Here is a 21322-nt window from a genome sequence, read left to right as displayed (position 1 = left end):
TCCTGGGCGACCAGGTTTTTAACTGGGGACGTTCCCACCGTGCGCCCATTCGCAATCTTGGACTCACAGTGGCGATCTCGATTTTTGCTGGCGGCCTGCTGTTGGCTATCCAAAGCATGCCTGGCCTGTTTGAACGGCTTAACGCAACTCCCTTTGTCTTCCTCGTCATGGTCGCAGTGCCGGCCACGGCGGCGCTGAATGCGCTCGAGCTCCAGATCATGGCAGCAATGGCGAAGAAGAACATGGCTTGGGCAAACGCCTTCGAAATCGGCGTCTTTTCAAGTGCCGCCAATATGCTGTTTTTGCCGGCTGGCCTTTTGTCGCGCGCTGCGGCGCTACGGGCACATGGAGTCGGACTGCGCCTTGGAGGCAGCCTGATTCTTTTTTTCATGGCGTTGTGGTTTGGGGCAGCGTTTGGCTATTCGGGCCTATTCCTTCTTGCGCTCGGCCACATGAAAATCGGTGCAGGTTTTGCCACTGTCGGATTGCTGTGCACTGGCGCCAGCATTGTCTTCCTGGTTCGCCTCCGATCCAGTTGGAGACTGGTTGTTTCGGCGTCGGCCATAAAGCTCGCTGGCTTGATCCTCGAGGCCTTTCGGCTCTGCCTCGCGGCAAGCGCGCTCGGGGTCGGCCTCGGCTTCAATCAGGCTTCAACCTTTTCGATAGCTTCCATAATCGGAACACTAACCTCTCTCGTTCCGGCAGGCTTGGGGATCACGGAGGCGATCACGGCATTACTCTCGCCGCTTGCCGATATCGATTCTGTCGCAGGTTTCCTGATTGCTGGAACCAACCGAATTGCCGTAGTGCTGGGTTTGCTCTTGCTGGCGGTCATTCTTGTAGGGACAAGGCGATTGAGATCCCTATCTGACTAATTCCGGCTGTACACGTAGAAATCGGCAAAGGACGTGTTGTCGGGATCGCGCGGATCAAGCGGATAAGCGTTCGGAGTCACCGAACAAAGTTTCCAATCCGGTCGATTGACCTCGATCCATTTCGTAAACACGCGATGCTTGACGTGCGGTTCCGGGGTCGATTCAGCTGAATTGCTTGAATACACAATGACAAACCGTTCTGAAGAAGAGAACAAGTTCCGCATATACGTATCAAATACCTTGTCTTCCACCAGGTGATATACCACGTCCAATGACAGCGCGAGATCATGCCGACCACCCGGATCGTTGTCGACAAGCTCGAATTGTTTGGTCGGATCATTCGCGAATCGCTTTCGACACTGGGCTACCGCCGAAGGTGCATTGTCGAGCCCCAAGTACTTTGGATATTCTGCGAGGGCCAGTTGCATCCCGTCGCCGCAGCCGAACTCAACTACCGACTGAATTTCGTGACTTGCTACAAAGCGATTGAGAAAATCGGCCTTAAACCGCGCGAGACGGTTGGCTGAACCGGCACCCGACGTGCCGCCATCCCTGTAGCGCCTTTCCCAATAGTCAGCAGAATTTCGAAATTTCAGCGCGGCCAAGGCAAAATATACCTCTCGAACGAGCGGCCCCGCAAACCAACTCTTCTTCGCCCATTTCTTCAACGACATAATTCTGGACGCCCTTCTTTCGACCGGCAATTTGTGAAGCATCAATGGGTTCGTCTCTCGGCCGATAAAACTCGGCGATAGATTTCGTGGAATCGTTCAGCGGTCTTGGCGATCGTGCCCTCGGACAGAACCCATTCCTTGGCACTAGCGGCGAGGCCGATTGCAAAGCGTTTATTTGTAACCATTCTCTCCACCGCCTCGGCGATTTCTCCCGGAGATCGCTCGGCGACCAGAAGCCCTGTCTCCTCATGGCGAATGATGTCGACGAGACCACCGCATCGCGACGCAATCACGGGCAGGTCGTGGAGCATCGCTTCGAGCGGCACGACGCCCTGCGCTTCCATTGTGCCATCTGCCGCACGGCGAGAGGGAATGACCAGAACATCGCTTCTGCGCATCCACTGGCTAACCTTTTCCGGCTGCAGCCAACCCGTAAACAATATGCGGTCGCGCACCTCGAGAGACGCGGCCTTCGCCTCGAGGGTTTGCCGGTCCGGCCCATCGCCCACGACAACGAGTCGTGCGCCTGGCAGACGGCTTTGCAGCAATGCGAGAGCGGCGACTGCATCCTCCGCTCCCTTGCAGTCAATTAGCCTTCCGACGAACAGCAAGAGAGGGTTTGCTTGGTCGGCGAATCCACACTCCCAAGACGGGGCCGTTTCCTCACGAGTTCGAGAAGATGCTCCGATCGGAACGATCTCGACCCGATCGGGGTTTGCGCCCAACCTGCGTAGCGCAGCCGCCGTCGCGGCAGAGTTGGCCGTCAGGAATGATGCGTGCCGCGCGGCAAGCTGTTTCGCCCACATCGGCAGACGTCCCTGCAAACCGAGAACGTCACTGCCATGCGCACTCACGACGAGAGCCGTTCGACCGAGACAGGAAGGCAAGGCAGTGATTCCTTGCGGGACCACCCAATGTGCATGGATCAGATGATGGCGACGCGACTTGGCTAGCTGATAGGTAGCAGCAGCTTGCGCGACCACGATGAGTGGCAGCTTTATCGCTTTTGATGGCTTCGACTTGATATTTTCGAGCGCTCCTGCGCCATAGAAGACGTTTTCCAGCTTTTCAGGCCAAGCATAGCGAAACCGATGAACGGTGACACCGTTGCCCAGATCCTCGACCGTCTTGCTGCCGGGCGAATGGGGGGCCAACACGTCCAGTTCTATTCCCCTGGCCGCGAGCGCGAAAACCAGATCGGACATAAAGGGGGTGACGTTGTCGCCATGAAAGCGAGGAAAAGTGGATGTGGAAATCAGCACGCGCAAACTGGCAGGCCCTCAACTAGAACCCGGTGAAGATCGTCGTTGGCGGCGCGCGCGCGGGAACAGGCGGGTTTCGCCCATGGCGCAACGTGGCAAGTCCGCCCCGAAAGCTATGCGTTCCCTCAGTTAACTCGACAACATCGCCCGGCAGGATCGATCGCCGGTCAATTTCAACCGGTGCATCGGCCGTCATAGTGTAGGGTCCAGGAATGTGAACCGCGAATGTGGCTTCAACCCCGCCTGTGGCGGGTAGCTGCTTTCCCGCGATCCAGATTGGACCCCAATGGCGCACATAGTTCTCTTTCAGAGCCTCTATGTCGGCAGGGAGCAATCCTTCGCCCGCATCGATCGATACAGTGCCGGGTTCCAGCGCAGCCGAAAGCGCCGGGCCCGAGACGATGACGAAGGGCGGTCTTTCTTTCTCGATCGCATGCAGAAGCACCGGTTCTCCTCGATCGCGATACTCTTCGATTCCCCAGGTGCTCATCAAAAATCCTGCGTGGGGATAGGATGCAACCATGCCCGTTTGAGCGATATAAGGTACCGGGTTCGGAAAGATCTGATGCACGGCGGAAATCAGTGATCGCTGAGCCGATTGGTCTCGCTGAAATTCTGGAATCGCATGCCCAACCGCCAGGGCGACGAATATCACGGGGATTGCCCCCGAAATTTTTGACAGGGAAGAGAGCTTATCTGCGGCCAACGCCCCGACCACCGCCACGGGTGCCATCATGAACACATAGAAGTAGGGAAAGCTGTTTCGATAGAAGGCAATGCATAACAACGGCGAGGCGAAGCTAAGTATAGTTAATGCGCGGAGCCTCTCCGCGCCGCTATTGTTGATTGTCCGAGCTACAGCCAGGCCCATTCCGACGCAGATCACCGACCATTGCAGCGCGTTCACCGCCAGCGAATACGCCAGAAATCTCGCCCCGTAGAAGAGGCTGCTATGAACCAGCTGCTTGTTGTAAACGGAGGTCAGCGTATTCCCGGCCTGAGATACGGTCTGCGCCAAGCTTGCCGAGTGACAAAGAAATAGGCCGACGAACGCCGTGGCGGCAATCACGAGTGCGACGGCCATATTCCGGAGCAATACCTTATCGTGGGTGCGTGCCAGTTGCAGGGTCGCGACCATTGTTATGGCCGGGACATAAAAGACCGATTTTATCGAGATCAGGCCCGCAACCGTCACCGCCAGCGCAGAAAGGATAAGCAGCCTGAGCGGAAGGCGGTCGCGCGTCAGCCCGAATAGTGCACCCATCAGAAGTGTCGTGATGATCGGGTCGGCACGGAAGCTCGTCGCGTTCCGCATCACAAAACCCAGTGTGGCGTAAAGCACCGTCGCCCATAAAGCCCCGCGAATGGAAACGAGGTTCTCGGCCGTTTTGAAGAGGAACCAGAGCGTGGCCAGGTGAAGAAGCCACATCAGGCAGCGCGCAATGACGATCGTGCCTATCTCGTCGGTGGGCAGCAATGTCAGCCACGAAAATAGATGGACGTGAAACGTTTGCAAGGCAAGACTAAGCGAAGCCCGCTTGTATTCGAAAATCAGTGATAGGAAATGGAATTCGTCCCAGTTAACTTCCCGAAAGAGCGCCGTTGTCAATTCCAGTACTGCGATAGCGCCGAACAGAATAAGAATTGTCCATCGACCGACCCTGACAGGAGCTTCAGACCTCGCATCGAAGAATCCGGCCAAACTCGTCATTATTCGACCCGATCCATCTGCTCTTCGATTTTCCGTAGCTTGAAAAGCGTCATCTCGAGCATTTGCCGATTGCGCCCAATTAGGTCGGCGAGAAGTGCGAAAAGCAAAGTGATAAAACCTACGATGATCAACACGCCGCCAAGGACCAGCGATTGAATGTGGCCCCTATTGTCTCCTACCAAAGACAACCACAGAAAACGAAGTATCGGCAACGAGCCAGCGAAACAAATTACGCCACCGATGAGCAGAAACGCGTTAAGTGGATTGTAAAGGGCATAGGAGCGTACAATTGTGATGCCGGTATTGAAAATAAAATGAGGTATGCTTTTAAATAAACGAGACCGCCGCATGGGCGCATTGGTTCGAATGGGAACCGACGCCACCGCCAATCGCCTCTTGCCAGCGAGGATCAGCATTTCCGTTGTATAGGAAAAGCGCGACACAATGTTGATCTGCATTGCGGCATCGCGACTTATTGCGCGAAATCCGCTGACTGCATCGGGAACGTCTATCCCCGCCAAATGACGAACGACGCGGGTCCCGACGCGCTGCAGGATCTGCTTGCCTGACGAGAAATGGAAATTTGTACGCACTTGGCGGTCGCCAATGACGATGTCAGCTTCGCCACGCAGAATAGGCCCGACAAGCAGCTCTATGTCCGACGCGTTGTATTGGTTGTCGGCGTCCGTATTGACAATGATATCGGCTCCCGCGCGAAGGCTGGCGTCTATCCCCGTCTGGAACGCAGCCGCCAAGCCGCGATTGCGGCGATGGCTAACCACGTGATCCACATTGAGGCTTCTCGCAACGTCGGCAGTCCCATCGGTGCTACCATCATCGATCACAAGAATGTCGACGCTATCTATCCCCTCGATCTTGCGCGGTATTGCGGTAACGGTGGCCCCAAGACTCGCTGCCTCATTGTAACAGGGAATCTGGATAACCAGCTTCAGTGCCAAGATCGTCTCCCCACGCCCTGCATCATCATAAGCCAAGTACTTTATTTTTGGTTACCTGGTTACCGGAACACAAAACTCTACGAGGGTTACGATTCTTGCCGGGCGACTTTTGAGTGCCAGATTGTCAGCTTGGTTTGCCGCTCACGCCATCATTAGCAAGAACAAGTTAGGCAAAGATATACAGGACCATACGTCGTTGAGCGAATGACGTGGTTTGGCCAGTACGGGTGATGGCGGCCGGGCTTGAATTGGTGGCCACGTCTCGCGCCAAAGCATTCCGGGAAAAGCGTGAGCCGGTTTCTGTTCGGAGTTGCGCGGGAACAGTAGTGGAACGCTTACACCAGTTCCACTTCGACGACACCCGGCACCGCGCGCATGGCCGACGCGACCTGCGGCGAGATGCGATAGCGGTTGGGGAGTTCGATCTCCACCTCGCCCTGGCCGGCTTCCTTGATCAGCACGAAGCTCACCTGACCCTCGCCCTTCACGGCAAGCTGGTTGGCAAGGATGTTGATGGGCTGAGCATCGCGCACGAAGATGCGCAGCGCCTTTTGGATGCGGCTTGCTTCGTCCTCCAGCGACTGCACCGTTTGGATGCGCAGATTGATGCCCTCCGGCCGGTCTTCGGCCGAGACGGTGATCACCACCGAACGGCCGGGCTCCAGCATGTCGCGATACTGCGCCAGGCCTTCGGAGAACAGCACCGCCTCGTACTGGCCGGTGGTGTCGGAAAACTGCACGACGCCCATCTTGTTGCCGGTGCGGGTCTTGCGCTCCTGCTTCGTGGTGACGGTGCCGGCGAGCCGGCCGGCCGCAGCGCCGCGTTTGACCGCGGCGGAGAATTCCGCCCAGTTCTGCACCCGCATCTTCTGCAGCGCGGCCTTGTATTCGTCGAGCGGATGCGCAGAGAGATAGAAGCCGACCACCTGGAACTCGCGGTGCAGCCGGTCGGCGGCAAGCCATGGCTCGGCCGCCGGCAGGTTGAGCGCCTGCGATTGCGCGCCGAGCGAGGCGCCGAAAATATCCGTCTGGCCCGAGATGGCGTTCTGCTGCGCCAGCGACGCGAGCCCCATCATCCGCTCCACGCCGGCCATCATCACGGCGCGGTCGTGCCCGAAGCAGTCCAGGGCCCCCGCCATGATCAGGCTTTCGAAGACGCGCTTGCCGACGATCTTCGGATCCACGCGCTCGCAGAAATCGGCAAGGCTCTTGAACGGCCTCTCACCGCGCTTCTCGACAATGTGCTCGACCGCCGCGTCGCCGACGCCCTTGAGCGCCGCCAGCGAGTAGAAGATCTTGTTCTCGCCGACCTCGAACGGTCGGAAGCTGGTCATCACCGACGGCGCCACCACCTCGATGCCGAGGCGCAGCGCGTCCTGGCGGAAATCCGCCAGTTTGTCGGTGTTGCTCATGTCGAGCGTCATCGACGCCGCCAGGAACTCGACCGGATAGTGCGCCTTGAGGTAGGCGGTCTGATAGGAAACGACCGCATAAGCCGCGGCGTGCGACTTGTTGAAGCCGTAGTCGGCGAATTTCGCCAGCAGATCGAAGATGAAATCGGCCTGCGCCTTGCCGACGCCGCGCTCGACGGCGCCGGTGACGAAGCGCTCGCGCTGCTTGTCCATCTCGGCGCGGATCTTCTTGCCCATGGCGCGGCGCAGAAGATCGGCTTCGCCGAGCGAATAGCCGGCAAGCTCCTGCGCGATCTGCATCACCTGTTCCTGGTAAACGATGACGCCTTGAGTTTCCTTCACAAGGTGGTCGATCTTGGGGTGGATCGAGGCCATCTCCTCCTCGCCATGCTTTCTGGCATTGTAGGTCGGGATGTTCTCCATCGGGCCTGGGCGATAGAGCGCGACCAGCGCGATGATGTCCTCGATGCAGTCCGGCCGCATGCCGATCAGCGCCTTGCGCATGCCCGCGCTTTCAACCTGGAACACGCCGACCACCTCGCCGCGCGACAGCATGGCGTAAGTCTCGGGGTCGTCGAGCGGGATGCGGGCAAGATCGATATCCACACCGCGCCGCCGGATCAGTTTCACCGCCGTTTCCAGCACCGTCAGCGTCTTCAGGCCGAGGAAGTCGAATTTTACCAGCCCGGCCTGCTCGACATATTTCATGTTGAACTGGGTGACCGGCATGTCCGAGCGCGGATCGCGGTACATCGGCACCAATTCCGACAACGGCCGGTCGCCGATGACGATGCCGGCGGCATGCGTCGAGGCATGGCGGTAGAGGCCCTCGAGCTTCTGCGCGGTGTCGAGCAGCGTCTGCACGATCGGCTCCTTTTCCGCCTCCTCGGCGAAGCGCGGCTCGTTGGCGATGGCGTCCGCCAGCTTGACCGGGTTGGCCGGGTTCTGCGGCACCATCTTGGAGAGCTTGTCGACCTGGCCATAGGGCATCTGCAGCACGCGGCCGACGTCGCGCAGCACGGCGCGCGCCTGCAGCGTACCAAAGGTGATGATCTGCCCGACCTGGTCGCGGCCGTATTTCTGCTGGACGTAGCGGATGACCTCCTCGCGCCGGTCCTGGCAAAAGTCGATGTCGAAGTCCGGCATCGAGACGCGGTCCGGGTTGAGGAAGCGCTCGAACAGCAGCGAGAAGCGCAGTGGGTCGATGTCGGTGATGGTGGTCGAATAGGCGACAAGCGAGCCGGCGCCCGAACCGCGCCCCGGTCCGACCGGGATGCCTTGCGCCTTCGCCCATTTGATGAAGTCGGCAACGATCAGGAAGTAGCCGGGGAACTTCATCTTCTCGATAATGCCGAGCTCGAATTCGAGCCGCTCGCGATATTGCTCGACCGTGTAGCCGGGCGTCGGTCCGTGCGCGGCAAGCCGCGCTTCGAGGCCCTCGCGCGCCTGGCGCGAGAGCTCGGCGGCTTCCGCCTTCTCGGCGGCGTCCTTGTCGGCGGAGTCGGCGCCGGTGAAACGCGGCAGGATCGGGCTGCGGTTCTTCGGATAATAGGAGCAGCGCATGGCGATCTCGACCGTGTTGTCGATCGCTTCCGGCAGGTCGGAGAACAGCCGCGCCATCTCGGCCTGGCCGCGCAGGAAATTGTCAGGCGAAAGCCGCCGGCGATTGTCGGCGGCCACCACTGAGCCTTCGGCGATCGCAATCAGCGCGTCATGCGCCTCGTAGTCTTCACGCTTGGAGAAGAAGGCCTCGTTGGTGGCGACCAGCGGCAGTTCGTGGCTATAGGCAAGGTCGAGCGTCGACTTTTCGACCATGCGGTCATAGCCGGCGACCCGTTCCAACTCGACATAGAGACGGTCGCCGAAAAGCTCTTTGAGGAACAGCAGTCGCTGTTCGGCAAGGTCGCGGCGGTCCGCCTTCAGCGCGCTGCCGATCGGGCCGCGCGGGCCGCCGGTCAGGCATAGCAGGCCATCGCAATGGCTCTCCAGCATGGCGCTGGTCATGTGCACCGGCTCGCCGGGCGGCGTTTCCAGGTAAACCTTGCTGATCAGCCGGACCAGATTGGCATAGCCGGCCTCGCTGGCGGCGATCAGCACGATCGGCGACATCTCGGGACCGTGCCGGCGGCGGTCGCGTTGGGCGTCGCTCGTTTCGCCGGAAAAGACCAGGTCGACCTGGCAGCCGATGATCGGCTGGACGCCGTCCTTGACCGCTTTCTGGGCGAATTCGAGCGCGCCGAACAGATTGTTGGTGTCGGTCACTGCGATCGCCGGCGCTTCATCCTTGACCGCGTGGCCGACGATGGCGCCGAGTTGCAGGGCGCCCTCGAGCAGCGAATAGGCTGAATGCACGCGCAGATGGATGAACCTCCGCGCAGGCGTCTCCGGCTGCGTGGCCTTCACGACAGCTTCGCGCTGCAAAGGGTCGCGTGGAAGTCGTTCATCCGCCATGTTTTTTCGCGCTATCTCAAGGACTCATCCGTGCAGATGTATTGTCCCGGACGCCGCGATGCCAGTCCAGTACAATCGACCGCGAACCACAAGGTTGCGGCCTATGTCGCGCTGGCTCAGGCGAACTCCATGATCACCGCGTCGACCGCCAGGCTGTCACCCGGTTTGGCGTTTAGCTTCGCCACGGTGAGGTCGCGCTCCGCGCGCAGCACGTTCTCCATCTTCATCGCCTCGACCACGGCCAGCGTCTCGCCGGCCTTGACTTCTTGGCCCTCGGCGACGGCTATCGACACCACCAGTCCTGGCATCGGGCAAAGCAGCATTTTCGAGGTATCCGGCGGCAGCTTTTCCGGCATCAGCCTTTCCAGCTCCGCCGTCCGCGGCAGCATGGCTTGAGCCGTCACCGACATGCCCTTCCAGGCGATACAAAGGCCGTTCAGCACCGGCCGGACTTGCGCCGCGATCCGGCTGCCGCCGACCGTGCCGCGCCAGATCGCGTCCCCTGGCCGCCAGTCGGAAGCGACCGTCAGCGGCTCGCTGCCATCGATCGAGAGATCGATCTCCATCGGGGTCGAGACCATGCCGTCCAGGATGCCGGCGCAAAGATAGTCCGCGCCGATCTTCACCACCCAGTCGCGCTTGAGATGGCCCGAATGCGGTGCCAACCGGCCGCTGAGCCGGTCGAGCCGGTCCCGCCGCAGCAACTCGATCGCGGTGGCGATCGCTGCGAACACCGCCCTCTCCGCGCCGTCCGGTTCGACCGGCGCGAAACCGTCCGGATATTCCTCGGCGATGAAGCCTGTGGAAAGCCGCCCCTCGCGCCAACGCGGATGCTGCATCAGCGCAGCGAGGAACGGAATGTTGTGCTCTATGCCGTCGACAACAAAACCGTCCAGCGCTTCGGACATGGCATCGATAGCCTCGAGCCGCGTCGGCGCCCAGGTGCAGAGCTTTGCCACCATCGGGTCGTAGAACATCGATATCTCGGCGCCTTCGGCGACGCCGGTGTCGTTGCGGATCACCACATCGCCGAACGTGCCCTCTTGCGGCGGCCGGTAGCGCGTCAGCCGGCCGATCGAGGGCAGGAAATTGCGGAACGGGTCCTCGGCATAGAGACGGCTTTCCACCGCCCAGCCGTTCAGCTTCACCTGGCTTTGCCTGATGCCGAGCTTTTCGCCGGCGGCGATGCGGATCATCTGCTCGACCAGATCGATGCCGGTGACGAGCTCCGTCACCGGATGCTCGACCTGCAATCGCGTGTTCATTTCAAGGAAATAGAAGTTCCTGTCCTTGTCGACGATGAACTCGACCGTGCCGGCGCTCTGGTAATCGACGGATTTCGCCAACGCCACAGCCTGCTCGCCCATGGCCTTGCGCGTCCTGGCGTCGAGGAACGGCGACGGCGCTTCCTCGACCACCTTCTGGTTGCGGCGCTGGATCGAGCATTCGCGCTCACCCAGATAGAGCGCATTGCCATGCGCGTCGGCCAGCACCTGGATCTCGATATGGCGCGGGTCGACGACGAATTTCTCGATGAAGACGCGGTCATCGCCGAAAGAGCTTTTCGCTTCCGAACGCGCTCGCTCGAAGCCGTCGCGCACTTCCGCGCTGCTCCAGGCGATGCGCATGCCCTTGCCGCCGCCGCCGGCCGAGGCCTTGATCATCACCGGATAGCCGATCTCGCCGGCAATCCTTTCGGCGTGGTCGGCATTTTCGATGACACCCAGCCAGCCGGGCACGGTCGAAACCTTGGCCTGGCTGGCGAACTTCTTCGATTCGATCTTGTCGCCCATTGCGCGGATCGCCTTGGGCTTCGGTCCGATGAAGATGATGCCTTCCTTTTCCAGCGCTTCGCAGAAAGAGGCGCGTTCCGACAGGAAGCCATAACCCGGGTGCACCGCTTCGGCGCCGGTTTCCTTGCAGGCGGCGATGATCTTCTCAGGCACTAGATAGCTCTGCGCGGCCGGCGACGGGCCGATATGCACAGCCTCGTCGGCCATTTCGACATGCACGGCGTCGCGATCGGCGTCCGAATAAGCCGCGACCGTGGCGATCCCCATCTTGCGCGCCGTCTTGATCACGCGGCAGGCGATCTCGCCGCGATTGGCGATCAGGATCTTCTTGAACATTCGGATGTCGTTCCTCCGGCGAAGCGGTCCAGTTCTATGGACAATCCCGACGCGCCTCAAGTGTCTCCAACCCCTGCCCTTCGGCACTCGATGCTTTTGCAGAAACGGCGTCGAAAAACGTCGCAACAGACGTTGGCCGCCACCTTCGAACCCGGTAAGGTGGTGGCGAGCGCAAGAAAATGGCAGGCGGTATTCGCCTCGCCGGGCAGGCTCGGCGGCCTGCCATAAAGCTGAGACCTTTAAGATTGCCTTGGGAGGAATGCCTCATGAAAACGCGTGCCGCAGTTGCCGTTGGTGCCGGAAAGCCGCTGGAGATCATGGAGGTAGACCTTGAGGGGCCGCGCGAAGGCGAGGTGCTGATCGAGGTCAAGGCGACCGGCATCTGCCACACCGACGAGTTCACGCTCTCGGGCGCCGATCCGGAAGGCATCTTTCCGGCGATCCTCGGCCATGAGGGCGCCGGCATCGTCGTCGATGTCGGCAAGGGCGTGACCTCGGTCAGGAAGGGCGACCATGTCATCCCGCTCTACACGCCCGAATGCCGGCAGTGCCCGTCCTGCCTGTCGCGCAAGACCAATCTCTGCATCGCCATCCGCGCCACGCAGGGCCAAGGCCTGATGCCCGACGGCACCTCGCGCTTTTCGGTCGGCGGTGAAAAGCTGTTCCACTATATGGGCTGCTCGACCTTCTCCAACTTCACCGTGCTGCCGGAGATCGCGGTCGCCAAGGTCAATCCCGACGCCCCCTTCGACAAGATCTGCTATATCGGCTGCGGCGTGACCACCGGCATCGGCGCTGTCATCAACACGGCCAAGGTCGAGCAGGGCGCCACCGCGGTCGTCTTCGGCCTCGGCGGCATTGGCCTCAACGTCATCCAGGGCCTTCGCCTGGCCGGCGCCGACATGATCATCGGCGTCGACTTGAACAACGACAAGAAGGCCTGGGGCGAGAAGTTCGGCATGACGCATTTCGTCAATCCGCAGGAGATCGACGGCGACGTCGTGCCTTACCTGGTCAACCTGACCAAGCGCGGCGCCGACCAGATCGGCGGCGCCGACTACACCTTCGACTGCACCGGCAACACCAAGGTGATGCGCCAGGCGCTGGAAGCCTCGCATCGCGGCTGGGGCAAGTCGGTCATCATCGGCGTTGCCGGCGCCGGCCAGGAGATTGCGACGCGGCCCTTCCAGCTGGTCACCGGTCGCACCTGGATGGGCACCGCCTTCGGCGGCGCGCGCGGCCGCACCGACGTGCCGAAGATCGTCGACTGGTACATGGACAAGAAGATCCAGATCGACCCGATGATCACCCATACGCTGACGCTCGACGACATCAACAAGGGTTTTGATCTCATGCATGAGGGCAAGTCGATCCGCAGCGTCGTGGTTTATTGAAGCAATGCCGCATCGGTCGCGGGCTGGAGCCCGCGACCTTTGCGGCTCAACATGGGAGGAAGGACGAATGGCGGAAAAACTGCATCCGAAGATCGACAACGGGCTGCCGAAGGAAAGTGCTGCCTTTTCCGGCGGCACGCTGGTCTGTCTCTGCACCAGCAACCCGGTGAAGGTGAAGGTCAAGGGCCAGATCGCCCACAACCATGCCTGCGGCTGCACCAAATGCTGGAAGCCGGAAGGCGCGGTGTTCTCGGTCGTGGCCGTTGCCGGCACCGGCGACGTCACTGTGGCCGAGAATGGCGACAAGCTGAAGGTGGTCGACCCGGCAGCGCTGATCCAGCGCCATGCCTGCACCAGCTGCGGCGTGCACATGTACGGCCCGGTCGAGCGCGACCATCCCTTCAAGGGTCTGTCCTTCATCCATCCCGAGCGTTTCGAGGAGGACGGCTGGTCGCCGCCCGGCTTTGCCGCCTTTGTCTCCTCCATCATCGAAGCCGGCGTCGACCCGAGCCGCATGGACGGCATCCGCGGCCAGCTGAAGTCGATCGGGCTCGAACCCTATGACTGCCTCAACCCCGCCCTGATGGACTACATCGCCACCTGGACGGCGAAGAAGTCGGGAGCCTTGGCGGCCTGACGATTGCGGGATTTCTGGTAAAGGGCCGGCCAACGCCGGCCCTTTGCACATTTGGAGAGACGATGCCAGCACCCATCATCTATGTCGATGCCGATGCCTGTCCGGTGAAGGCCGAGGTCGAGAAGGTGGCGGAGCGGCACGGCGTCGTGGTTACCTATGTCTCCAATGGCGGCCTGCGCCCGTCGCGCGATCCGATGATCCGCAATGTCGTAGTCTCCAAGGGCGCGGACGCTGCGGACGACTGGATCGTCGAGAACGCCAAACCCAACGATGTCGTGGTGACGGCCGATATCCCGCTTGCCGCGCGCACGGTGGCGCTCGGCGCGCATGTGCTGGGACCTACGGGCCGTCCTTTCACGCCCGAGACCATCGGCATGGCGGTGGCGATGCGGGATTTGAAGCAGCATCTGCGCGAGACCGGCGAAAGCCGCGGCTTGAACGCCGCCTTCACGGCGAAGGACAGGTCAAACTTTCTCGGCGAGCTCGACCGCATCTTGCGGCGGGCGCTCAAATCCGCCACACCCGGCTGACCCGAAGCCCTTTGAGAACCGGCCATTGGGCGACGACATATCCCTCAACACGCCGATCCACCGGCACGTGCAGTTCGCTTTGGCTGCGGCCATCGGCATTGTCGCGCTGCTTCTCGCCCTGATGGTGGGGGCGCCGCTGCCCTACTCCATCGGCGCCAACCTCTTCTTCGCCGCTTACACTCTTCTGGTGCTGGTCGCGATGCCGAGGCTCACCGTCCGTTACCTGAGCAAGAACGCGCGTGCCACGGACCTGCCGGTGCTGCTGATTTTTGCGGTCACGCTCCTGGTCGTCGGCCTCGCCATCGGCTCGCTGTTTCAGCTCATCAACCAAAAGGCTGCCGCGCATCCGCTGGAGGTTCTGTTCGCGATGCTGTCGATCCCGCTTGGCTGGTTCACAATCCATGCCATGGCGGCGCTGCATTATGCGCATGTCTACTGGATGGACGGCGACGAGATCGACGAGAAAACCAGGAAGAAGAATCCGGTCGGCGGCCTCGATTTTCCCGGCGGCAAAAGCCCGGAAGGCTGGGATTTCCTGTATTTCGCGACCGTCATCGGCATGACTGCGCAAACCGCCGACACTGGGATCACGACCTCGCGCATGCGCCAGGTTGTGCTCGTTCATTCGATCCTGAGCTTTTTCTTCAACACGGTGATCGTCGCCGCCGCGGTCAATCTCGCGGTCAGCCTGGGCAGCCCATAATAAATCCGTGATCGGATGAAACAACGCTTGGGCCGGAGACGTATTGGGAGGAGAACAAGGCTCTGAGAGGCCGCAGAAGATGCAGCCGGGAGGACACCCAGATATGGAGACCGTCGCCAGAAGCGAACCCTCCGCCGAGGTAGAAGCATCCACGCCGAAGGACCCGACGCTGATTTACCGGCAATCGGGCTGGACGCGCCTGACCCATTGGCTCTGGGCGTTCTCGCTGTTCTTCATGCTGCTTTCGGGCCTACAGATCTTCAACGCGCGCCCGCAACTCTACATCGGCAAGGAATCGGGCTTCCAATACAACAATACGATCCTCGAGATCGGCGCCGAAAACACAGACGGCGGACCGCGCGGCTTTACCAAAATCTTCGGGCATCGCTTCGACACCACCGGCGTGCTCGGCTGGTCCGGCCCTCCCGGACAGGAAACGCCGCGCGCCTTTCCGTCCTGGACGACGATCCCGTCCTACTACGATCTCGGCACAGCCCGCGTCGTGCATTTCTTCTTCGCCTGGGTGCTGAGCGCAACCCTGCTCATCTGGCTGATCGCGAGCCTGATCAACGGCCATATCCGTCGCGATCTTGCCCCTCGCCTGGATGACTTGCGCAAGCTGCCGCGCGACGTCGTCGACCATGCGAGGCTGAAATTCCACCACGCGCGCGAATACAACACGCTGCAGAAAATGGCCTATGGCGGCGTGCTCTTCGTGCTGTTGCCGCTGATGATCATCACCGGGCTTGCGATGTCGCCGAGCATGAATTCGGTGCTTCCCTGGCTCAATGAAATCTTGGGCGGTCGGCAGACGGCTCGCACCATCCACTTCATTGTCATGGTGTTGCTCGTGCTCTTCTTCGTCGTCCATATCCTGATGATCGTGGCTGCCGGTCCGATCAACGAGCTGCGCTCGATCATCACCGGCTGGTATCGCACCGACCCGCCCGCAAAGCACGACCAGGCAACCGAGAGGAGCGCCTGACATGGCAAAATTCCAGATTAGCCGCCGGAAGTTCTTGACCTCCGCCAGCCTCGGTCTGTCAGGCATCGCGCTGTCCGGCTGCGATGCCTTCGACAGCGGTCTGGGCGTCGGCAGCGGGCTGCGCAGCTTCCTCGAAAACGCCAACGGGCTGACATACCGCGCGCAGCGCCTGCTTGCCGGCCGGGACGCGCTGGCACCGGAATTCAGCGAGGCCGACATCCGCCAGCCGCAGCGGCCGAACGGCGTCACCGCGCCTGACGACGACACCTATAAGGGTCTTCTCGCCAACAATTTCGCCGACTGGCGCCTGGAGGTGACCGGCCTCGTCGAAAAACCGCTGTCGCTCACCCGCGAGCAGTTGCAGAACATGCCGAGCCGCACCCAGATCACCCGCCACGACTGCGTTGAAGGCTGGAGCTGCATCGCCAAATGGACCGGCACACCTTTGTCGCTGGTGCTCGATCAGGCCATCGTCAAGCCGCAGGCGCGCTACGTCATGTTCCATTGCCTCGACACGATCGAGCAAAGCCTGTCTGGCGACATCAAATATTACGGCAGCATCGACCTGATCGATGCCCGCCATCCGCAAACGATCCTGGCCTACGGCTTGAACGGCAAGCCGCTGCCGGTCGAGAACGGCGCGCCGCTGCGGGTGCGGGTCGAGCGCCAGCTCGGCTACAAGATGCCGAAATATCTCTACAAGATCGAGCTGGTCGACGGCTTCGCCAATGTCGGCGGCGGTCGCGGCGGCTATTGGGAAGACAATGGCTACGACTGGTATGCCGGTATTTGATGGCGCTTCGCCTGCAGGCCGAGCACGATCTTGCGTCAGCCGAGTTCAACGCGATTGAGAAAAGCCTCACGGCGACAATCGGCCATTCCAACATCATCCTTTGCAAGACGATGGCCTCGGGCGAGTAGGCCGCCTTGCTGGGCCGCCGTTCAGACCAGATCGGGTGTTGTCATCGGCGTCGGCTGCCGAGAGATATGTCGCTGGGAGGTGACAAGGTGTCGCCGACGGGCTATGGATGGCGCGTCGAGGGCTCAGGTGACTGAGTCCTACCTGTTTGCGGGAGAGAACAGCGCAAGCTGTCGCCGAAGGGGAAATCGCCCGAAATCTCTCAGGCAAAAGAACCGTGGACGGGAAAGACAACTCTGGAAAGTCGGGAATCTTCCCGCGCCGAAGGTGTAAGCGCTGCCGACAGAGTTACGGGGCGCGAGTCTCTCAGGCTTCAGACAGAGGGGCACGGACTGGACCGCCAATGGCGGTCGATTGCGTGCGACTCTGGAGAAGACATGACCGGCGAAGACACCAAACATCTACCCCTCGAGGATTTGCATAGCGCCGCGGGCGCGCGTTTCGGCGCTTTTGCCGGCTGGTCGATGCCGCTGACCTATCCGGCCGGCGTGATGAAGGAGCACCTCCACACGCGCGAGCATGCCGGCCTGTTCGACATCTCGCATATGAAGCTGTTCGAGGTCGGCGGCCCGGGCGCCGCCGCCCTACTCAACCGCGCCTGCCCGCTCGACGCCGGCGCGATGGAAATTGCCCAATCCAAATACACTTTCTTCCTCAACGAGGCCGCCGGCGTCATTGACGACTTGATCGTCACGCGTCTTGACGATGGCCGATTCATGGTGGTGGCCAACGCCGGCAATGCGGCCGAGGATGAAAGGCATCTGCGTGCGTTGGCCGCGGATTTCGATGCCAAGGTCGAGCCGCTCGACCGCGTCTTCCTGGCGATCCAGGGCCCGGATGCCTGGGCGGCCCTTTCGCGAGCCGGTATCGAAACGGGCTCGCTGCTGTTCATGCATGGTGTCGAGCCCCGGCAAAACTGGTTCATGAGCCGCTCCGGCTACACCGGCGAGGATGGATTCGAGATCGGGCTGCCGGAAGCGGATGCCCGCGATCTCGTCGGCAAGCTGCTGCAGGATGAGCGCGTGCAATGGATCGGCCTTGCCGCCCGCGATAGCCTGCGGCTCGAGGCCGGGCTCTGCCTGCATGGCCAGGATCTGACACCCGAGATCGATCCGGCGAGCGCCGGTTTGATGTGGGCGATCCCTAAGGAGCTCCGCGCTTCCGGTCACTTCATCGGCGCTGACGCGCTGCGCTCGATCCTTGAGCGCGGGCCGTCGCAGAAGCGCGTTGGCCTGAAGCCCGATGGTCGTCAGCCGGTGCGCGCCGGCGCCGCGCTTGTCGATGCCGACGGCAATGCGGCCGGCCATGTGACCTCGGGCGGCTTCGGCCCCTCGACGGGCCACCCGGTCGCCATGGGCTATGTCGACAATGCGCTGGCCAAGCCCGGCAACAGACTATTCGCCGACGTCCGCGGGACCAGGATCCCGATCGTCGTCACTTCGCTGCCCTTCACGCCACATCGCTACCGCAAAGGATGATATTCCGATGGCAAATACCTATTTCACTGAGGATCATGAATGGCTGCGCGTCGAAGGCGGCGTCGCCACCGTCGGCATCACCGACTATGCGCAGGAGCAGCTCGGCGATCTCGTCTTCGTCGAACTGCCGGAAATCGGCCGTAAGCTCGCGAAGGGCGACACTGCCGTAGTCGTCGAATCCGTCAAGGCGGCCTCTGACGTCTACGCGCCGGTCGATGGCGAGATCACCGAAGCCAACACAGCACTGTCGTCGGACCCTTCATTGGTCAATTCGGCGGCGACCGGCGATGGCTGGCTCTGGAAGATGAAGCTTTCCAACGCAGGCCAACTCGACAGCCTCATGGACGAGGCCGCCTACAAAGCCCATATCGGTTGATACCAGGATCTTGGAAATGACCGCAGCACCCATTCCTTTCTCGGCCCGTCACATCGGCCCCAGCGTCAACGATGTCAGGGCGATGCTTGCCACCATCGGCGTTCCGTCCGTCGAAACGCTGATCAGCCAGGCCGTGCCGAGGTCGATCCGCCTCGATCTGCCGCTCAACCTACCCACTCCGGCCAGCGAAGCCGAAGCACTGGCCGAATTGTCGGCGATGATGGCGAAGAACACGGTGCTGAAGAGCTTCATCGGCGCCGGTTATCACGGCGCCCATGTGCCGCCGGTCATCCAGCACAACATGTTCGAGAACCCGGCCTGGTACACGGCCTACACGCCCTATCAGGCAGAGATCAGCCAGGGCCGGCTGGAGATGCTGTTCAATTTCCAGACCCTGGTCGCCGAGTTGACCGGCCTGCCGGTGGCTTCGGCATCGCTGCTCGATGAAGCCACCGCCGTTGCCGAAGCGGTCGGCATCGCACTGCGCCATCACCGCGACAAGCGCACCAAGGTGGCGCTTGCCGGCACGCCGCATCCGCAGACGCTCGATGTCGTGCGCACCCGCGCCGAACCGCTCGGCACCGAGGTCGACGGCGAGACCATCGACGACAACACCGCTGCGCTGCTCGTCTCCTGGCCGGACACTTTCGGCGTCTATGGCGACCACAAGGCGGCGATCGAGAAGGCCCGCGCCGCCGGCGCTCTGGTCGTCTTCATCGCCGACCCGCTCGCGCTTACGTTGACGGATGCGCCGGCCAAGCTCGGTGCCGACATCGCCGTCGGTCCGATGCAGCGCTTCGGCGTGCCGATGGGCTTTGGCGGCCCGCACGCGGCCTATTGCGCCGTCTCCGAAAAGCTCACCCGTCTTATGCCCGGCCGCCTCGTCGGCCAGTCGACCGACAGCAAGGGCCGCCCGGGCTATCGCCTGGCGCTGCAGACGCGCGAGCAGCACATCCGCCGCGACAAGGCGACCTCCAATATCTGCACCGCGCAGGCGCTGCTCGCCAACATGGCGACGGCCTATGCGATCTGGCACGGTCCCGCCGGTTTGCAAGCGATCGCCGAGCGCGTCCACACTCTCGCCAACCGCCTTGCGGCGGGGCTGAAGACAGCGGGCGTGGCCGTTCTCGGAGCACACCGCTTCGACACCGTGACGGCGGAAGTGAAGGGCAAGGCAGCGGCAATAGCCGCCGCCGCCGAGAAGACTGGCCGGCTGCTGCGCGTCATCGATGCCGACCACATCGGCATCGCCTTCGACGAGACCTCGACCGAAGCCGACCTCGAAGCGATCGCGGCGCTATTCGGCGCCAAGCCCGGCACGGTGGCAGCCGGCTCGATGCCCGGTAAGCGGCGCGGCAAGGAGTTCCTCACCCAGCCGGTTTTTCACGAGAACCACTCCGAGACCGAGATGATGCGCTTCCTGCGGCGGCTGGCCGACAAGGACCTCGCGCTGGACCGCGCCATGATCCCGCTCGGATCCTGCACCATGAAGCTCAACGCCGCCGCCGAGATGATGCCCGTGAGTTGGGTGAATGTCGCCAACCTGCATCCCTTCGCGCCGGCCAGCCATTCGGCCGGCTATCGGGCCATGGTCGGCGACCTGGAGGCCTGGCTGTCGGAGATCACCGGTTTCGACGCGGTCAGCCTGCAGCCCAATGCCGGCAGCCAGGGCGAATATGCCGGCCTGCTCGCCATCCGCGCCTATCACCGCGCGCGCGGCGAAGGCCACCGCACCGTGTGCCTTATCCCGTCCTCCGCGCATGGCACCAATCCGGCGAGCGCGGCGATGGCGGGAATGAGCGTCGTCGTCGTGCGCTGCGCCGAGGACGGCAGCATCGACATGGATGACATGCGGGCCAAGGCCAACGAGCATTCCAAGAACCTCGCGGCGCTGATGTTCACCTATCCCTCGACGCATGGCGTCTACGAGGAAGGCGCGCGCCATCTCTGCGCCCTCATCCACGAGCATGGCGGCCAGGTCTATTTCGACGGCGCCAACCTCAACGCCCTGGTCGGTCTCGCCCGCCCCGGCGATATCGGCGCCGACGTCTGCCACATGAACCTGCACAAGACCTTCTGCATCCCGCATGGCGGCGGTGGCCCAGGCGTCGGCCCGATCGGCGTCAGGGCGCATCTGAAACCCTATCTGCCGGGCCATGTCACGGAAAGTTCGGCGCATGCCGTCGCCGCCGCGCCCTTCGGCAGCGCTTCGATCCTGCCGATCACCTGGATGTATATCCGCATGATGGGCGGCTCCGGGCTGAAGCAGGCCACCGAGACGGCGATCGTTTCGGCCAACTATGTGGCGACGCGGCTCGCGCCGCATTTCCCCCTCCTCTACAAGGGCAGGAGCGATCGCATCGCCCATGAGTGCATTCTCGACACCCGCGTGCTCAAGGAGAGCGCCGGCATCAGCGTCGACGACATCGCCAAGCGCCTCATTGACTACGGCTTCCACGCCCCGACCATGTCATTCCCGGTCGCCGGAACGCTGATGGTCGAGCCGACGGAATCCGAGCCCAAGCGTGAGCTCGATCGATTCTGCGAGGCGATGATTGCGATCGCCGGCGAGGCGGCGAAGGTGGCAAAGGGCGAATGGCCGCTCGACGACAACCCGCTGGTCAACGCCCCGCACACTGCCGCCGAGGCATTGGCAGGCGCATGGCCGCATCCATACTCGCGGATGGAAGCAGCCTACCCAGCGGCTGACGTCGATCTGGCAGCAAAATACTGGCCGCCGGTTTCGCGCATCGACAATGTCGCCGGCGACCGCAACCTGGTCTGCTCCTGCCCGCCGCTGTCGGAATATCTCGGCGCCGCAGAGTAG

General features: G+C 62.0%; 17 protein-coding genes and 1 riboswitch. Of the genes, 11 read left to right on the top strand and 6 right to left on the bottom strand.

What is annotated here, in order from left to right:
- The first annotated feature begins 68 nt into the window (after positions 1-68).
- Positions 69-875 carry a hypothetical protein gene (locus CK215_RS01710; RefSeq protein WP_095829910.1) on the top strand — a complete coding sequence of 269 codons (807 nt, stop codon included), beginning with the start codon at positions 69-71 and terminating at the stop codon, positions 873-875.
- Here CK215_RS01710 and CK215_RS01705 read toward each other — a convergent pair.
- The 6 genes from CK215_RS01705 to CK215_RS01680 form a co-directional block, all read right to left on the bottom strand.
- Complete coding sequence (locus CK215_RS01705) at positions 872-1549, bottom strand: class I SAM-dependent methyltransferase (RefSeq protein WP_210201661.1); 678 nt, start codon at positions 1547-1549, stop codon at positions 872-874. The two genes, CK215_RS01710 and CK215_RS01705, sit on opposite strands and share 4 nt — an antisense overlap.
- A gap of 41 nt (positions 1550-1590) precedes the next feature.
- Positions 1591-2811, bottom strand: a complete 1221-nt coding sequence (locus CK215_RS01700) for a glycosyltransferase (RefSeq protein WP_245418595.1) — start codon at positions 2809-2811, stop codon at positions 1591-1593.
- 22 nt (positions 2812-2833) lie between these two features.
- Entirely contained in the window at positions 2834-4522 is a 1689-nt protein-coding gene (locus CK215_RS01695) for a hypothetical protein (RefSeq protein ID WP_095829908.1), read from the bottom strand.
- Positions 4522-5481 carry a glycosyltransferase family 2 protein gene (locus CK215_RS01690; RefSeq protein ID WP_245418583.1) on the bottom strand — a complete coding sequence of 320 codons (960 nt, stop codon included), beginning with the start codon at positions 5479-5481 and terminating at the stop codon, positions 4522-4524. The genes CK215_RS01695 and CK215_RS01690 overlap by 1 nt, the downstream gene beginning before the upstream one ends.
- A gap of 335 nt (positions 5482-5816) precedes the next feature.
- On the bottom strand, positions 5817-9344 hold the full coding sequence (dnaE, locus tag CK215_RS01685; RefSeq protein WP_095829907.1) for a DNA polymerase III subunit alpha: 3528 nt from the start codon (positions 9342-9344) through the stop codon (positions 5817-5819).
- Between the two features lie 116 nt (positions 9345-9460).
- Positions 9461-11473 carry an acetyl/propionyl/methylcrotonyl-CoA carboxylase subunit alpha gene (locus CK215_RS01680; RefSeq protein WP_095829906.1) on the bottom strand — a complete coding sequence of 671 codons (2013 nt, stop codon included), beginning with the start codon at positions 11471-11473 and terminating at the stop codon, positions 9461-9463.
- A gap of 266 nt (positions 11474-11739) precedes the next feature.
- Here CK215_RS01680 and CK215_RS01675 point away from each other — a divergent pair, with 266 nt between their 5' ends.
- From CK215_RS01675 to gcvP, 10 genes are all read left to right on the top strand, one after another.
- Positions 11740-12867: an S-(hydroxymethyl)glutathione dehydrogenase/class III alcohol dehydrogenase gene (locus CK215_RS01675; protein WP_095829905.1), complete on the top strand. Its 1128-nt coding sequence runs from the start codon at positions 11740-11742 to the stop codon at positions 12865-12867.
- A 67-nt stretch (positions 12868-12934) separates the two neighbouring features.
- Positions 12935-13504, top strand: coding sequence for an S-(hydroxymethyl)glutathione synthase (gene gfa / locus CK215_RS01670; protein ID WP_067000227.1), 570 nt, complete (start codon positions 12935-12937; stop codon positions 13502-13504).
- Between the two features lie 62 nt (positions 13505-13566).
- Entirely contained in the window at positions 13567-14034 is a 468-nt protein-coding gene (locus CK215_RS01665; RefSeq protein ID WP_095829904.1) for a YaiI/YqxD family protein, read from the top strand.
- Between the two features lie 25 nt (positions 14035-14059).
- A complete protein-coding gene (locus CK215_RS01660; RefSeq protein ID WP_095829903.1) occupies positions 14060-14737 on the top strand; it encodes a DUF1345 domain-containing protein in 678 nt (225 codons plus the stop codon).
- Between the two features lie 103 nt (positions 14738-14840).
- A complete protein-coding gene (locus tag CK215_RS01655) occupies positions 14841-15722 on the top strand; it encodes a cytochrome b/b6 domain-containing protein (protein ID WP_095829902.1) in 882 nt (293 codons plus the stop codon).
- A gap of 1 nt (position 15723) precedes the next feature.
- Entirely contained in the window at positions 15724-16515 is a 792-nt protein-coding gene (locus tag CK215_RS01650; protein WP_067000214.1) for a molybdopterin-binding protein, read from the top strand.
- Positions 16515-16643: a hypothetical protein gene (locus CK215_RS32240; protein ID WP_280953071.1), complete on the top strand. Its 129-nt coding sequence runs from the start codon at positions 16515-16517 to the stop codon at positions 16641-16643. Before CK215_RS01650 ends, CK215_RS32240 begins: the two co-directional genes overlap by 1 nt.
- 139 nt (positions 16644-16782) lie before the next feature.
- A riboswitch (glycine riboswitch) is annotated at positions 16783-16869 on the top strand.
- A gap of 149 nt (positions 16870-17018) precedes the next feature.
- On the top strand, positions 17019-18119 hold the full coding sequence (gene gcvT / locus CK215_RS01645) for a glycine cleavage system aminomethyltransferase GcvT (RefSeq protein ID WP_095829901.1): 1101 nt from the start codon (positions 17019-17021) through the stop codon (positions 18117-18119).
- A 7-nt stretch (positions 18120-18126) separates the two neighbouring features.
- On the top strand, positions 18127-18495 hold the full coding sequence (gene gcvH / locus CK215_RS01640) for a glycine cleavage system protein GcvH (protein WP_095779243.1): 369 nt from the start codon (positions 18127-18129) through the stop codon (positions 18493-18495).
- A gap of 16 nt (positions 18496-18511) precedes the next feature.
- Complete coding sequence (gene gcvP, locus CK215_RS01635; RefSeq protein ID WP_095829900.1) at positions 18512-21322, top strand: aminomethyl-transferring glycine dehydrogenase; 2811 nt, start codon at positions 18512-18514, stop codon at positions 21320-21322.

This window comes from Mesorhizobium sp. WSM3864 (assembly GCF_002294955.1).
Lineage (GTDB): Bacteria > Pseudomonadota > Alphaproteobacteria > Rhizobiales > Rhizobiaceae > Mesorhizobium.
This window is presented reverse-complemented; position numbering and strand designations above follow the sequence as displayed.